At 60.4% G+C, this 15,829-nt stretch carries 9 protein-coding genes; 2 read left to right on the top strand and 7 right to left on the bottom strand.

Annotated features, from left to right (window positions below; translation table 11 throughout):
- Window positions 1-5: 5 nt before the first annotated feature.
- Both O8B93_RS14835 and pbpC read left to right on the top strand, forming a co-directional pair.
- Window positions 6-5,462 (top strand): alpha-2-macroglobulin family protein, encoded by a 5,457-nt coding sequence (locus tag O8B93_RS14835; RefSeq protein WP_269710717.1) that lies wholly within the window; start codon window positions 6-8, stop codon window positions 5,460-5,462.
- Entirely contained in the window at window positions 5,459-7,537 is a 2,079-nt protein-coding gene (gene pbpC / locus O8B93_RS14830) for a penicillin-binding protein 1C (protein WP_269710716.1), read from the top strand. Before O8B93_RS14835 ends, pbpC begins: the two co-directional genes overlap by 4 nt.
- A 64-nt stretch (window positions 7,538-7,601) precedes the next feature.
- On the opposite strand, the gene O8B93_RS14825 is transcribed toward pbpC, so the two are convergent.
- The 7 genes from O8B93_RS14825 to O8B93_RS14795 all read right to left on the bottom strand — a co-directional run bounded on the left by O8B93_RS14825 (window position 7,602) and on the right by O8B93_RS14795 (window position 15,739).
- Window positions 7,602-8,561, bottom strand: coding sequence for a FecR family protein (locus tag O8B93_RS14825; protein WP_269710715.1), 960 nt, complete (start codon window positions 8,559-8,561; stop codon window positions 7,602-7,604).
- Window positions 8,562-8,620: 59 nt separating this feature from the next.
- Window positions 8,621-9,163: an RNA polymerase sigma factor gene (locus O8B93_RS14820; RefSeq protein ID WP_269710714.1), complete on the bottom strand. Its 543-nt coding sequence runs from the start codon at window positions 9,161-9,163 to the stop codon at window positions 8,621-8,623.
- A gap of 350 nt (window positions 9,164-9,513) precedes the next feature.
- Window positions 9,514-10,317, bottom strand: coding sequence for an ABC transporter ATP-binding protein (locus O8B93_RS14815; protein WP_269710713.1), 804 nt, complete (start codon window positions 10,315-10,317; stop codon window positions 9,514-9,516).
- Window positions 10,310-11,284: a FecCD family ABC transporter permease gene (locus tag O8B93_RS14810; RefSeq protein ID WP_269710712.1), complete on the bottom strand. Its 975-nt coding sequence runs from the start codon at window positions 11,282-11,284 to the stop codon at window positions 10,310-10,312. Before O8B93_RS14810 ends, O8B93_RS14815 begins: the two co-directional genes overlap by 8 nt.
- Window positions 11,281-12,330 carry a FecCD family ABC transporter permease gene (locus O8B93_RS14805; RefSeq protein WP_269710711.1) on the bottom strand — a complete coding sequence of 350 codons (1,050 nt, stop codon included), beginning with the start codon at window positions 12,328-12,330 and terminating at the stop codon, window positions 11,281-11,283. The genes O8B93_RS14810 and O8B93_RS14805 overlap by 4 nt, the downstream gene beginning before the upstream one ends.
- Window positions 12,327-13,247, bottom strand: coding sequence for an iron-siderophore ABC transporter substrate-binding protein (locus O8B93_RS14800; protein ID WP_269710710.1), 921 nt, complete (start codon window positions 13,245-13,247; stop codon window positions 12,327-12,329). The genes O8B93_RS14805 and O8B93_RS14800 overlap by 4 nt, the downstream gene beginning before the upstream one ends.
- A gap of 53 nt (window positions 13,248-13,300) precedes the next feature.
- Entirely contained in the window at window positions 13,301-15,739 is a 2,439-nt protein-coding gene (locus O8B93_RS14795) for a TonB-dependent receptor (RefSeq protein WP_269710709.1), read from the bottom strand.
- Window positions 15,740-15,829: the final 90 nt, after the last annotated feature.

The following is a 15,829-nucleotide window of genomic DNA, read 5'->3' as shown; positions in this document are numbered from 1 at the left end:
TACTGATGTCGTTGCGCGCTCTTGTCCGGGTCTCGTTGGTTGCGGTCTCTGCCGCCTTCATTTTTCTTCCAGCCACGGCAGCAGAACCTTCGCGCAAGGTGGTAACCACCCAGAACGGCGATTATTTCGGCTTCGATCTTCGGACGGAGCAGAATGTCTCGCTGGAGCAATGCGGCGAGATTTGCGTGGGCGACGCAGCCTGCAAGGCCTTCACCTACAATCCCAAGGTGAAATGGTGCTTCCTCAAATCCGATTTCAATCAGCTGAACGCCTTCCCCGGCGCTGTTGCCGGCAAGATCGTGGAAGTGGCGACGGAGGCCGATATCGGCGCACCGCAGCGCCTGTCCTTCGTCACCGACAGTCTGCAGCAGGAAGCGCGCCGGCTGAAATCCGGCCTTGCGGCAACTGACGGTGAGACCGGGCAGGGTGTCGAAGCGCTGGTCGAAACGGCGCGGCAGCAAGTGGCTTCCGGCAATATTCCTGATGCGGTCGCGACGTACAAGGCGGCCCTTGCAATCACGCCTGATGATGGTGCGCTCTGGGCGGAACTATCGGAAAAAGCAGCGCAGGTTACTGATAATTATTCGATTGCAGGGCAGGCGGCGTCTGCCGCCATCAATGCCTATCAGCTGAGCCGCACGGTCAGCGCCCGCACCGAGGCCCTGAACCGGCTGGCGAAGTCTTTTGAGAGAACCCAGAATTATCGCGCGGCACTCAATGCCTATAAGGAGAGCCTCGCGCTCACCGACGATGCACAGACAAAAGCGGCCTATGCCGATCTACGCACCCGCCAGGGCTTCCGTGTCATCAACAACACGGTGGATACGGATAGCGTCAGCCCGCGCGCCTGCGTGCAGTTTTCTGAACCGCTGGTGAAGAATGGCGTCGATTATTCCTCCTTCATCACGCTGGATGGGGCGGCCCCCAAGGCCATCGAAGCGAAGGGCAGCGAGATATGTGTCGAAGGCCTGACCCATGGCCAGCGTTACAAGATCGCGTTTCGCGCCGGCCTGCCGTCCTCGGTGGAAGAGCCGCTGGAAAAGCAGGTCAATCTGGATATTTACGTGCGCGACCGCGCCGCGACCGTGCGCTTTACGGGTGAGAATTTCGTGCTGCCGGGCACCGCGCGTCGTGGCATCCCCATCGTCTCGGTTAATGCCGACAAGGCCGACCTGAAGCTCTATCGCGTTGGCGACCGTAACATCACCTCGCTTCTTTCCAATTCGCAGTTCCTGACGCAGATGGACGGCTACAATGCCGACCGTATCGAAAACGAGATCGGTGAGCTTGTCTGGCAGGGCTCGATCGAGATCAAGCCTGATCTCAACAAGGATGTGGTGACGAGCTTCCCGGTGGATGAGGCCCTGCCGGAGCGCAAACCCGGCATCTATGTGCTGACCGCCGTTCCGCCGGGCACGGCACCGGAAACATGGGATTCGCGCGCCACGCAATGGTTCCTGGTCTCCGATACCGGCATCACGACCTATGCCGGCACCGACGGCCTGAATGTCTTCGTCCGCGCCCTTGGCAGCGCCAAGCCGCTTGCGGATGTGGATTTGCAGCTGCTTGCCAAGAATAACGAGGTGCTGGGCACGGCAAAGACCGACGCGGATGGCCGTGCGGTGTTCTCGGCTGGCCTAATGCGCGGCACCGCTGCGCAGGCGCCGGCAATCCTGACCGCGCGCAATGGCGACAAGGACTACGTCTTCCTCGACATGACCCGCGCCGGCTTCGACCTCTCAGACCGTGGCGTGACGGGACGTGCAGCACCCGGTGCCATCGACGTGTTCAGCTGGACGGAACGCGGCATCTACCGCGCTGGCGAGACCGTGCATGCCGCAGCGCTTGCCCGTGATGTCGATGGCAAGGCAATCGAGGATCTACCGCTCACCTTCATCTTCTCGCGTCCGGATGGCGTGGAAGACCGGCGCTTCGTCAGCGACGGCAAGGCGCTTGGCGGCCATGCGGTCGATCTGCCGCTGCAGGCAAATGCCATGCGCGGCACCTGGACGCTGCGCATCCATACCGATCCGAAGACGGCTGCCATCAGCGAAAAGAGCTTCCTCGTTGACGATTTCGTGCCTGACCGCACCGAGTTCGACCTTTCGAGCAAGGCAAAACAGATCGACCCGGGCGCGGAAACGGCAATCGATGTCGATGGCCGTTACCTCTACGGCGCGCCCGCTGCCGGGCTGACGCTGGAAGGCGAGATTGCGATCAAGCCGACTCGCACGAATGCCGATTTCGAGGGTTATTTCTTCGGTCTGGCGGATGAGGAAAGCGAAGAGGAAAACCGCACCACGCTTGCCGATCTGCCTGTTCTCGACGAAGAGGGCAAAGCAAGTTTCAACGTTGATCTGACCGATCTGCCCTCCACCACCCAGCTTCTTTCGGCCAACATCACCGTGCGCATGCAGGAGGCCGGCGGCCGTGCCGTCGAGCGCTCGCTGACGTTGCCCATCAAGGCGGAAGCACCTGTCATCGGCATCAAGCCGCAATTCTCCGGCGATCTCGCTCAAAATTCCGTTGGTCGTTTCCACATCATTGGCGTCAGCGCCGATGGCGCGAAGCAGGCAATGAACGGTCTTACCTGGAAGCTCATCAAGGTCGAGCGAAACTATCAATGGTATCGTCAGGGCAATTCCTGGCGTTACGAGCCGGTGGAATATACCAAGCAGCAGGAAACCGGCACCCTGTCCGTCGATGCCAATGGCGGCGAGATTTCCGTTCCCGTCACCTGGGGCCGCTATCGGCTGGAAGTGGAGGGCGCCGGCAATGGCGCGCCGGTTTCCAGCGTTGAATTTGATGCCGGTTTCTACGTCGAGGCAAGCTCGACGGAAACGCCGGATGCGCTGGAAATCGCGCTGGACAAACAGAGCTACGAGATCGGCGATACGGCCAAACTCAAGATTTCCTCCCGTTTTGCCGGCGAACTGATGATCACGTCAGGTTCCGAGAAGCTGATTTCCGTTCAGAATGCCGAGATCGGCGCGGATGGCGGCGAGATCGACATTCCGGTCACCGAGGAATGGGGTGCGGGCGCTTATGTGACGGCCACGTTGTTCCGTCCCGGTGATGCGCAGGAAAGCCGCATGCCGATGCGCGCTATCGGCATCAAGTGGCTTGCCGTCGATCCGGCCGAGCGCAAGCTTGCCGTCACCCTCGGCGCGCCACAGAAGACGCTGCCGCGCCAACCGCTTGAAATTCCGATCACCGTTGCGGGTGCTGGCGTCGGCGAAAAAGCCTATGCCATCGTTGCGGCGGTGGATGTCGGCATTCTGAACCTCACCCGCTACGAGCCGCCAAAGCCGGATGAATGGTATTTCGGCCAGCGCCGGCTGGGGCTGGAAATCCGCGACCTCTATGGCCGCCTGATCGACGGTTCGCTTGGCGCCACCGGCCGGTTGCGCACCGGCGGTGATGGCGCAGGAGCGGCCCTTCAGGGCAGCCCGCCCACCGAAAAGCTGGTGGCCTTCTTTGCCGGACCGGTCGAACTCGACGGTGACGGCAAGGCGACGATCAGCTTCGATATTCCGCAGTTCAACGGCACGGCCCGCATCATGGCTGTGGCCTGGACGAAGACGGGTGTCGGCCATGCGGTCTCCGATGCCATCATCCGTGATCCCGTCGTGGTCATCGCCAGCGCGCCGAAATTCCTCGCACCCGGCGATGTCTCGCAATTGCGCCTCGATATCGCCAATACCGATGGCGAGGCCGGCGATTACCGGCTGGACGTGACAAGCAACACGGCCTTGACGGTTGATCAGGGCGAGATGTCGCAGACATTGGCGCTTCAAAAGGGCGGTAAATCGTCGCTGACCGTTCCGCTGACGGGCGAACAGCCCGGCAATGGAGCGATCACCATCAAGGTCTCCAACGCATCAGGTATCTCGCTGGAGCAGGTCCTGAATGTTCCGGTACGCCCGGCCGTTCTGCCGGTCACGACGCGGCGTGAAATCAAGATTGCGCCCAATAGCAGCCTGACGATCAATGGCGATCTGTTGGCCGACAGCATGCTGCTGGGGTCTTCCGTCGCGGTCAACGTCACGCGCTCGCCGGCCTTCGATATTCCGGCGCTGGTGATGATGCTGGATAAATACCCCTACGGCTGCGCCGAACAGACCACGAGCCGGGCTTTGCCGCTGCTCTACGTCTCGGAACTAACGAAGGATAGCGGCATGGCCGAGGACCCGGATACCCGCAAGCGGGTGCAGGAGGCGATCTACCGCGTGCTGTCCTTCCAGTCGAGTTCGGGCAGCTTCGGCCTCTGGTCGCCGGGTTACGGCGATCTGTGGCTCGATGCCTATATCACCGACTTCCTGACCCGCGCCCGCGAGCAGAGTTACGATGTTCCCGAAGCCGCCATGGTGCAGGCGCTGAACAACCTGCAGAACGGCCTTTCCTATGACAGCAATGTCAAGGATCGCGGCAACGAGATCGCCTATTCGCTTTACGTGCTGGCGCGCAACCGCAAGGCGGCGATCAACGATCTGCGTTATTACGCGGATACGGCGCTTGCCGATTTCCCGACTCCGCTTGCCAAGGCGCAGGTTGCCGCGGCCCTTTCGCTTTATGGCGATCAGGCCCGTTCGAAGAGCGTGTTCGGCGCCTCGCTCGATATGGCAAGCCGTGCCACCAATGTCAGTCTCGCGCGTGCAGATTATGGCTCTGCGCTGCGCGATGGTGCGGCGACGCTGGCGCTGGCGGCCGAAAGCCGCCCGGTTCCGGCTGTCGTGCCGCAGCTTGCCGGTGCCGTGGCGAAGGAATGGGAAAAGAAGCCCTATACCAGCACGCAGGAACAGGCCTGGATGCTGCTTGCCGCCCGCGCCGTCAAAGGCGAGGACAAGGCCATCCGCCTCGATGTGAACGGTGACTTGCAGACCGGCGGTTTTGGCAAGCGAATGAGCGGTGACGAGTTGCTGGCCGCACCCTTGAAGATCGCCAATGCCTCTGCCGATCCGGTTACGGCTGTTGTCACCACGGTTGCGCCGCCGGCGCAGCCGCTTGCCGCCGGTGGCGAGGGCTTCACCATCACCCGCACCTATTATTCCATGGATGGCGAGGAAGTGAACCCGAGCGAGGTCACGCAGAACGAGCGTTATGTGGTGGTGCTGAATGTGGTGCCGCAGAATAACTGGCAGTCGCGCATTCTGGTGACGGATCTCTTGCCCTCCGGCTTTGAAATCGACAATCCGAGCCTCGTCAATTCTGCGCAACTGTCGAATTTCGACTGGTTGCCGGAAACGGAAGCGGCACATACCGAATTCCGCTACGACCGTTTCGTCGCGGCCTTCGACCGCTCGGCCGGTGACAGTTCGGAGATTGCGCTCGCTTATGTGGTTCGCGCCGTCACCCCGGGCACCTATGATCATCCGGCAGCCTCGGTTGAAGATATGTACCGGCCGCAATTTGCCGCCCGCACGGCAACCGGCCGCATGGAGGTGCGTTCGGCAACCCCATGAGGCGGAAAAAGGCTGTTATCGTCGGCATCGTTACGGCCGCGCTGCTTATCGGCGGCGCGGCCTTTGGTCTTGATGCGCTCGACAAGGCCTATCCGCCACCGCTGGAGGCTGCACAGCAGCGATCCTTCGAGGTGCTGGACCGCGATGGAAAGCTGTTGCGCGCCTTCGCAACACCGGATGGCCGCTGGCGGCTGAAGACCACGGCTGCGGAGGTCGATCCGCAATTCCTGCGCATGCTGGTCGCTTATGAAGACCAGCGCTTTTACGATCATCACGGCGTCGACCCCTGGGCGCTTTTGCGCTCCGCCTGGCAATTGGCCAGCAACGGCCGGATCGTCTCCGGCGCCTCGACGCTGTCCATGCAGGTGGCGCGGCTGATCGAGCCGCGCGCCGACCGATCTTTTTCGGCCAAGTTCCTGCAGGCTGCGCGCGCGTTCCAGATAGAGAGACGGCTGGATAAGGCCGAGATTCTCGATCTTTATCTCAATATTGCCCCCTATGGCGGCAATCTCGAAGGCGTCAGAGCCGCAAGCTTTGCCTGGTTCGGCAAGGAACCGGGCCGGCTGGACACGGCCGAGGCCGCCCTTCTGGTGGCGCTGCCGCAATTGCCGGAAAAACGCCGTCCGGACCGTTTTCCGGAGGCGGCGAAACAGGCGCGCGAGCGGGTGCTGCAACGGCTTGCCGTGGAGCGTGTGGTGGGTGAAGGAGAGGCGGAGCGGGCCGCATCGGCGGTGGTGCCGGTCAACCGGCGAGACCTGCCGTCCTATGCGCCACATATGGCGGTTGCGGCGCGCGCGAAATTCCAAAATGCCGCTGAGGCACGTTCGACGCTGAGATTGCCGATCCAGCGGGAACTGGAGGGCGTTGCCCGCCATGCCGCGGAAAAGCTGGGCGACAAGGTTTCCGTCGCCATAGTCATGGCCGATGCTCAAACCGGCGATATTCTGGCAGAGGTCGGTTCTGCGGATTATCTCGATACGGCAAGGCGCGGTTTCGTGGAGATGAGCCGGGCCGTGCGCTCGCCGGGCTCCACCCTCAAGCCGTTCATTTACGGCCTTGCGTTTGAAGACGGTCTTGTCGGGCAGGAGACCATCATCGAGGATCGTCCGGCTGATTTTTCCGGCTACCGGCCGCGCAATTTCGACATGCATTATCAGGGCGATGTCAGCATCCGTCAGGCGTTGCAACTGTCGCTCAACGTGCCGGCTGTCAAGCTGCTTGATGCCGTCAGCCCCTCGGCACTGATGGTGCGGTTCCGGCGGGCGGGCGTAAAACTGGTGCTTCCGGCCAATGAAGCGCCGGGGCTTGCCATTGCGCTCGGCGGTGCCGGCATTTCTCTGGTCGATCTGGTGCAGCTTTACGCCGGGCTTGCCGGCAGCGGTGATCCCGTGCGGCTCGGAGACGGTGTCCGCGCCGTCCCGGAACGGCTGGAGGGTGACCGGCTGTTTTCCGATGCCGCGATCTGGAACGTCACCGACATACTCTCCGGCGTGCTGCCGCCGCTTGGCATGAAACAGCGCGGCATCGCCTACAAGACCGGCACCAGCTATGGTTATCGCGACGCGTGGTCGGTGGGCTATGACGGGCGGCATGTGATCGGCGTCTGGGTCGGCCGCGCCGATAATGGTGCGGTGCCAGGCATTGCCGGTTATGCGACGGCAGCTCCCATCCTGTTCGAGGCTTTCGCGAAATCGGGCGTGGCGGTGACGCCGATGCCTGCGGCACCTTCCGGCATTGCGCGCGTCGCCGTCAGCGACCTTCCCGCCAACCAGCGGCGCTTCACAACGACTGCAAACGGCCTGCTTTCCGCCTCCAGACGCGAAAGCGCGCCGCGCATCGTCTATCCGCCGGAAGGCGCGCGGGTGGAACTCTCCAGCCAATCAGGCATTTCGCCGCTGGTGCTGAAGCTGCAGGGCGGGCGCGCGCCCTTTCGCTGGCTCGCCAACGGCTTGCCTTTGCCGGATGCCTCTCATCGCCGCAACAGCGAATGGCGACCGGAGGGGCAGGGGTTTTCGACGCTCACGGTGATTGACGCCGATGGCCGCGCCTCGAGCGTGCGGGTTTTTGTCGAGTAATTTCATTCGTTGGACCGTTAAATCGTGCTTCCCCCGTCCAAGCGGCGAAGACAGCCTGCCGGGATCAGGAGGTTACAATGATGATGGGGCCAACCTTATATGTCTGGATGTTGAGCGCGGTGCGTAGGAAGTTCAGTGCGGCCTCCGTATCGGTTACGAAGAGCGTGCCGCTGACGACACGCCGTGCCGTCGCTTCGTTTCCTATGACAATGCGCCCATGAAAATGCCGTTGTATTTCCTCGACCACATAGGAGAGGGGCACATTGTCCACGGTGAGCTGGCCCCGGCGCCAGGCAAGCGCCGTACTGACATCCGTTTTCCGGATTGTGCTTTTGCCTGTCTCGTTCAAGTGAAGCACTTCTTCGCCTTCTCCGACTTTCACCGGAACACTTCCCTGCTCCTTGAAATCGACGCGCACAGAATGTTCCGTAACGGCAATGCGGGTGTCCGTGGCGCTTTGGCGAACATCGAAAGCCGTGCCGAGAGCCGTGACCAGCGTATCGTCGGTGCTGACGGAGAAAGGTCGCTTCGCGTCCGGGCTGACCTGAAAAAAGGCCTGTCCTCGCAGGAGCCGGACTGTCCGTCGTTCGCTGGTGAAATCGAGCGCGATTGCAGACGACGCGTTTAATTGTACCCGGGAACCATCTTCCAGTGTCACTTCAGGCATCTCATCGGCGCCAGACATGATATCGGCACTCAGACGCATGGGGCCATCCAGAGCAACGAACAATGTTCCGGCCGCGATGATCGCGACGACCGAGGAGATGATCGTGTTGCGGGTGCGCGATGAGGATGCGGCCGGCGCTTCACGCAGCCCGGCGTCAGAGCGTATCGCCGTTCTCGCTTCGCCGAGAATGCGCTTCGCCGCCGTGTAGGCCCGACAGTTTTCCGGATCCATCTCCATCCAGCGACGAAATTCCGCCACTTCGGTTTCGTGCTGGTCCGGATCGCGGTTGCGAAACACCCAGTCGGCTGCTTCTCTGTTTCGTTTGCGCTGATCACGCGTCAGACGTCTACGTTGCACGGAACGCTCCAATTATGCTCTTCCATGTGTAGACGAATGAGCTGTGTTGATTGGGATGTCTACTCCATTTCAAAAAGCCGGTCGAGGCAATGGCTGAGCGCACGCCGGAGGTGCCGGTCGACCATATTGCGTGAAATTTTGAGCTTTGAGGCGATCTGGTCCGGCGAGAGATGATGCAGCCTGTGCAGGACGAAGGCCGTGCGCCGTTTTTCGGGAAGGTCGGCGATGGCCTGTTTCAGCACCGTCAGCCGCGCCTCGACAGCCAACCTCTGATCGGGCGCGTTATCTGCCGCGAACACCGCCCTGGCATCTTCATCCGAACCGGAAAAAAGCCTGGATTCGAACTGCTCGCGCCTGATCCGGTCGATCCGCATATTGGAAGCGGCGCGGCACAGGAACGCCTTTATGGATCGTTTGCCGGAGAGCGCATCGGGCTGCAAGGCGAGTTTGACGTAGAGATCGTGCACGATTTCCCGCGCGGCCCCGTCTGAGCGGTTGCGTCCCCCCACGGCCTTGATGATGTCGCCGTAATGCTCGACGATCGCCCTGTTCAACAGGTCGGTTCCGTCATTTTCACTGAGGCTGGCCGTCGACGTCCGCATTGCTTTCCTGAACCTCCGCAATCTGCAAGGTGTGACAACTGAAGGCGGACACAGAGCGTAAACCGGGTGCTCTCCGTAGGGTTTGTCCGAACCAGATCGTCATCCGGCATCGAGGTTTTGGCCTTCATTGCCGCTGAGGAATTTCTAGTCACGGGTAAAAAGCGATGCAAGTGCAATGATTTAAGGTTGGATCCGTAAAAAATCCTCTTGACGCTTAAAAGAGGACAATTTTTATCATGTTTATGTCTGGATTCATTACATCTTTTGGCCTACGGGCGAATGCGCACCAAGGCGGGAGACAGAAGTGTCTTTTACGAAAAACCCAGAGAATGTTGCGTGGCAGCCACAGGTCACGGGCTTCCAGCCTGTGATGGAACGGGCACGCACATTGGTGTTCCCGAAATCGGATCCGGCATGATGACGGCATTGACGCCAAAGACATCAAGGACATTTCTCGCCGTGATGACGGCGCTTGGGGCGCCCGCGTCGAATACCCTGCCATCCCTGACAAGAACGATTTCGTCGGCGTAACGGGCAGCCTGATTGAGATCATGGAGGACCGCGACGATGGTGCGGCCCTGATCATGAACAAGCTGTCTGATGAGATCCAGTATCTCGATCTGGTGGGCGAGATCGAGGAAAGTCGTTGGTTCATCCAGAAGAAGAATGTCCGTTTCCTGGGCGAGCGTCATCGCGATCCAGGCGCGCTGCCGCTGGCCGCCGGAGAGAGCCTCTACCGGACGGCCGGAAAGCGCTGTCATGTCGGTCAGGTCGAGAGCACGGCTACACGCGTCCTCGTCACGGCTGGACCAGCGCTCGAAAAGCCTGCGATGGGGATAACGTCCTTGCCGGACCAGTTCGGCGACCGACAATCCCTCCGGAGCCTGCGGCCCCTGCGTGAGGACGCCGATGTGTTTTGCGCGTTCCCGTGATGGAATTTTCCGCGTCGATGTACCGTCCAGAAATATCTCGCCTTTCATGGGGCTGAGAAGTCCGGCGAGGGCACGCAATATCGTGGATTTGCCGCATCCGTTTTTCCCGACGAGAACGGTGAAATGCCCGGACGGAATTTTCAGGTTCAAGTCTTCGACAATGACGGCGCCATTATATCCAAGGGACAGATTGCGTGTCGCAAGGCGATGATCTTCATGCATGCCGGCGGCCCTTCAGAAGATAGGCAAAAAATGGAGCCCCCAGCAGGGCTGTGACGATACCGGCCGGCAACTGCGCCGGTGCGATGACCGTGCGACCGATAATATCGGCGACCAACAGCAAAAGACTGCCCGTCAGAGCCGCAACCGGAATGAGGGTCCGGTGAGCCGGGCCAACGATCCGCCTCGCAACATGCGGGGCGATAAGGCCGACAAACCCCACCAACCCCACCATCGCGACGGTGGCGCCCGATATCAGCGTGCAGAGCAATATCAGGAATGCACGCACGAGGTTGACCTTCTGTCCAAGTCCGGTCGCCACATCGTCGCCGAAACGGATGAGGTCCAGCTGCCGGCAGGAGAACCACGTCAGGGCCAGCGGAACTGAGAGCCAGAGCAGAAGGCTTTTGACCTTGGTCCAGTCAGCGCCGTAGACGCTGCCCGAAAGCCAGATCATTGCCCGCTGCACGTCCATGACATTGCCGAATGCGGTCAGAAAGCTGGTGCCCGCGCCGGCCATGGCGCTGAGGCCTATGCCGACGAGGATGATCCGGAGAGAGGACGTACCACGTTTCCAGGCAAGCGCGTAGACGGCCGCCGCCATTGTGACGGCTCCCGCAAAGCCCGCCCAGGGCAGAACGGCTGGCGAAACATTCGCAAAAAGGATGATAACCACGCTTGCGACGAGCGCTGCCCCCGCATTGATCCCCAGAACGCCGGGCTCTGCCAGGGGATTGCGCATGACGGTCTGCGAGATTGTGCCCGCAACGGCAAGGCCTGTGCCGGCAAGCAGAGCGAGGATTGCTCTTGAAAGCCGGAATTCGATGACGATCATGTGCAGATCGGCCGGCGCATTGCCAATGAGGGCATTGGCGACATCACGCCAGGCAATCGACTGGTCTCCCCAGATCATGGCAGCAATGACGGCCAGAAGGTTGAGAATGATCAGAACAGTTATTGCGCGTGTCACGGCCTGCCTGCCCCCGCGCGATAACGCGCCAGCCAGAGGAAAAATGGCGCTCCGATCAGGGCCATCGTGACGCCGACAGGAAAACTCTGGTTGGCGAGGATGATCCGTCCGGCGAGATCGGCGATAACAACCATGATCGCACCGATGACGGCGCTGAAGGGAATGACCCACCGGTAATCCACGCTGACGGCGAGGCGAACGATGTGCGGCACGACGAGGCCAACGAAGCCGACAGGGCCGACCAGTGCGACGGCGCTGCCGGAGAGGAGAATGACGATCACGACCGACAGGCCGCGCCAAAGGGCGAGGTTCTGACCAAGCGCCGTGGCGACATCTGTGCCAAGGCTGAGTGTCGTTAGATGACGGGCGAGCAGCAGTGAGCCGAGCAGTCCCGCAAGCCAATATGGCACCACAGTGAAGACGTGCTCCATCGTCCGGCCGCTTAAGGAACCGACGGTCCATAAGCGCACGGCATCGAGCGTCGTCTGGTCGAAGATCAGAATTGCCGTGGTCAGTGAGGTGAGGAATGTCGCGACCACCGCTCCCGCCAGCACCATGATCAGCGGTGTCGCGCCAACACGGCCGATAGAACCGATGAAGAAAACGAAGAGCGCGGCAAATGCCGCGCCGCCGAAGGCAAACCAGACCAGCGCGTCGCCCGAAACGCCCATGATCGACAGGCCGGCGACGACTGCAAAAGCCGCACCGGCGTTGATGCCGAGCAGACCCGGCGAAGCCAGAGGGTTTTTTGTCACCGCCTGCATGATTGCGCCTGAAACGGCAAGACCCGCTCCTGCGATCATGGCCGCCGCGACGCGTGGCAAGCGTAGCAACGTCACGACGAGATGATCACGCGAGCCGTCAAAGTGGAAGATTGCAGAGAACACCGTCGACGGTGAAAGCGGCGCTGAGCCGGCCATTATTGCCAGCATGGCGGAAACCAGCAGGCCAGCAATGGCGAGCAGAAGCAGGACCGAGCAGAAAAATTCTGCCCTGCGAGGATGTGTCGGTCTTTCCGCTTTCGATAATCCGCGAAACGATGTCACGGCTTGTCCAGCAGATATTGCTCGATGTCATCGAGAACTTTGTTGGCGGAGCCGATGCCGTTGAAGCTCATCCATGTTTCACGCTTAACCCGGTGGGCGTTTCCGGATGCGACTGCCGGCAACATTTGCCAGAAGGGGTTGCTGGTCGTGCGGTCGGCGAGCGCGTCGTCCATGGTCGTATCGTATCTGCCGGCAACGACGTAAAGCAGGATGTCTCCGTCGAGGAGCGCGAGGTCCTCCCATTCGGGCCGTTTGAAGACCGTGTTGTCCTCAGTCGTTTCGTAAGCGCTGCGTTTTACGCCGGCATCACGAAGAACCTCATAGGGCGCATAGGCGGCCGGACCGTCGAGATAGACATGAAAACCGCTTGGTGTCACCCGCAATACCGATACCTTATGGGAAGCAGTTTTATCCCTGATGGCGGCAACACGTTTTTCGTAAGCGGCCAGCATCCCTGCCGCCTCATCACTTTTTCCCGAAAGGAGCGCCAATGTGCGGAAATGGTCTTTCCAGTTCTTTGCGTCGATGAGCGCGGTCGGCGCAATCTTGGCGAAGCTCTGGTAGGATTGGCCGTGCAGGGCTGCGTCCCCGACGATCAGGTCCGGCTTTAGGGCCACGATACGCTCGAGACTGGGCTGCCGGGCCTCGCCAATATCGGAAACCGTCGCCTTGTCGGCTTTTTCCTTCAGTTCGTGGTCCTGAACCGACATAAGCGGCGCGCCGACCAAAGGCAGGCCGAGTTCAAGCGCCATTCCCAGATCGTAGAAAGGATCGAGCACAACGATCCTGCGAGGCGTGTCCGGTACGCAGATCGGTGCGCCATAAACCCCTGTCGTGAGGGAACGGCCCGAACATTGCGCCGAGGCGCCGGAGGCAAAAAGTCCCATCAGCAAGATGAGAAACGACCGCAGGATCATTCATTACTCCAGAAGTGGAAGCCTGCGCGGCGTGGAGCCGCGCAGGAAATGGATCAGAATTTGACCTTCATGTTCAAACCGACGCTGCGGCGCTCGCCGAGCGTGGCGGCAATATCATTGTCGTTGTAGACAAAATATTTCTCGTCCAGCAGGTTCTGTGCGAAGGCGTTGATTTCCCACCGCTCTGTCTTGTAGCCCGCCTGCAGGTTCACGATCCAACGGCTGTCGAGATAATCGTGCGGCAGGCTGCCAAGACGTGCCAGGTAGCTCGAGGTATATTTGGCGTCCGCGCCGACATAAACGCCGTTATCGAAGGTGTAGCGAGCGCCAAGACCCAGCGACCACTCCGGCGCTTCCGGGAATGGCAGGCCGGACAGATTACCGTAGGTCAGATCGTTGAAGTTCTTGAACTCGGTATGAACGTAGCCGAGCGATGCGAAGGTTTCGAGGTTGTCAGTGACCTTGAACGACGGCTCGAACTCGAAGCCCCAGGCTTCCGACGACGCGGCGTTGATGATGCGCCGGCTCAGCAGATCCGTGGGATCGAGCTGCATCAGAACCTGCTGGTCCGAATATTTGGTGAGGAACACGTTTGAATTTACAGTCAGCCGGTCATCCATGAACGAGCCTTTGTAGAAAATCTCGTAGGTCGATGCCGTTTCCGGTTCGTAGCTATAGGCCGTCCGACGATAGGAATCGTAGCTCGCGCCACCTGTCCGGAAACCTTGGGAATAGGTGATGCCGACCGTCTGTGTGTCCGTCAGTTCTTTTGAAAGGCCGATTTTCGGTACGAAATTGACCTCGTTAAAGGACGCAGCATAGTCCGTCAGAACGCTCGTCGCGCCGCCAAGAGGCTGGGTCCGCACCAGATGTTGCGTTATATCCTGATCCGTGTAGTCCAGCCGGCCGCCGAGCGTGATTTTCCATGTCGGAACGAACTCGTATGTCGCCTCTCCGAACACGGCGGCATTGAACGATTTCTGCGTATTGTGCTGGACCTGGTTGCGGTTGACGGTGGCTGTCAGCGGAATGGTGCGATCGTAGAAATTCTTCTCATCTTCATAAGAAAAATAGACGCCGCCGACCCAGTCCCATTTGTCGCCGTCATAATTGAGGCGGACTTCCTGGGAGCCTATCCATTCCTTGTAGTAGCCGTGATAGGTGTTGATTTCACCTGGGGTACCGTAATTGACCGAAAGGCGATCGGCATCGGAATAGCTGAAGGCCGAAAGTGACGTCAGCTTCAGCTCGTCTGAAAAGTCATGCGTTACCTCCAGTCCGACGTTATGGACGTCAGTCGGGCGATATTCGATGTAGACCGGAAGCTGATAGTCGCCGCGTTTCTCATCGAAGCTGAAGGGGATGGAGCCTTTGGGGCCACCGATATCGCGAACGGCGGGGTTGTCATGTGAAAACGAGTAGCTGAGAAGGGCGCGCGTTTCCGGCATTTCCGCCGGTTCAAACAGCACCTTGCCTCGGACCTGGTAATAAAAGTCGTGGGTGAACTCGTTATAGTTCTCAAAACGCTCGAAGGTCGGGTAATTGATATCGTTCTTGCTGCGCTGAATTTCGCCAGACATGCGAATGGCGATCTGATCGTCTACCAGCGGCGTATTGAACATGAAGCCGGTGCCGTAGAGATTGCCGGTGGCGATCGTGGTCGAAAGTTCCGCCTCTTTTTCGAATGTGGGATCCTTGGTCTTGATGTAAATGGCACCCGCCATTGCAGCGCGCCCGGACAGGGTGGACTGCGGCCCGCGATAGACTTCGACCTGCTCGACGTCAAACAGCCCACGTGCCCCGCGGCGCGCACCACGCACCGTCTGCTGAACGCCGTCGATGTAGAGTGTTGCAAGAGGCGCGCCACCGGGAACAAGACCCTCGGAGCTGACACCGCGAATGATGAAACCGGCATCGGCCCAGTCGCCATCCATGACGTTCGCCATGCGGCGGAAGCTATCGCGGAAACTCCTTATCTGGCCGTCGGAGATCTGTTCCGCGTTGACGATGCCGATGCTCGAGGACGTGCTGGCAAGCGTCGTGGCGTTGCGCGAACCGTAAATCGTGATGGCCTGCAGTTGCGTCGAACCGTCAGCACCGACGGCTGCGGCATTTGCAGGCGACTCCGCAAGGCTGAGGGCGATCTGGTTTTGGCCGGCAAACCGCGACTGCACACCCGTCCCAGCAAGCACTGCGGCGAGCGCCTGAGAGGGTGTGAGATTACCGCTGGCACCGCGAGAGGTTTTGCCATTGGCAACGGACCCGTCAAAGAGAATCTGCAGGCCGGTCTGCGTGGCAAGCTGATTGAGCGCTGAGGTCAGTGGCCCGGCGGCGATCGAAATCTGTCGTGGCGCGGTGCTGGCCTGACTGGTGGTCTGGGCTGCGGCCGGCACATGCAAGGCCAGAGCAGAAACCGAAGTTGTGAGCAGCAGCGCTACCCATCCCGCCAGCCCGGTTCCAGCCGTTCTGCCGTTAATTCCCTTGCATTCCATTGAAGCCCCCGCTCCCGCGCACTTGATAAGCGTTTCAGATAAAAGGCGGCAATATCCGCCCACTCATGCTGAAGACGATCAAAGGCGGCG

Origin of the sequence: Martinezella rhizogenes, assembly GCF_027460065.1 — a bacterium.
GTDB classification, from domain to species: domain Bacteria; phylum Pseudomonadota; class Alphaproteobacteria; order Rhizobiales; family Rhizobiaceae; genus Agrobacterium; species Agrobacterium rhizogenes_C.
Note: the sequence above shows the minus strand (reverse complement) of the source record. Positions and strands in the feature narration are given on the sequence as shown.

What these genes read in the sequence shown, in the direction of transcription:
- O8B93_RS14835 (WP_269710717.1), top strand. Translation starts at nt 6, where the DNA reads ATGTCGTTGCGCGCTCTTGTCCGGGTCTCGTTGGTTGCGGTCTCTGCC.
- pbpC (WP_269710716.1), top strand. Translation starts at nt 5,459, where the DNA reads ATGAGGCGGAAAAAGGCTGTTATCGTCGGCATCGTTACGGCCGCGCTG.
- O8B93_RS14820 (WP_269710714.1), bottom strand. Translation starts at nt 9,163, where the DNA reads ATGCGGACGTCGACGGCCAGCCTCAGTGAAAATGACGGAACCGACCTG.
- O8B93_RS14815 (WP_269710713.1), bottom strand. Translation starts at nt 10,317, where the DNA reads ATGCATGAAGATCATCGCCTTGCGACACGCAATCTGTCCCTTGGATAT.
- O8B93_RS14800 (WP_269710710.1), bottom strand. Translation starts at nt 13,247, where the DNA reads ATGATCCTGCGGTCGTTTCTCATCTTGCTGATGGGACTTTTTGCCTCC.
- O8B93_RS14795 (WP_269710709.1), bottom strand. Translation starts at nt 15,739, where the DNA reads ATGGAATGCAAGGGAATTAACGGCAGAACGGCTGGAACCGGGCTGGCG.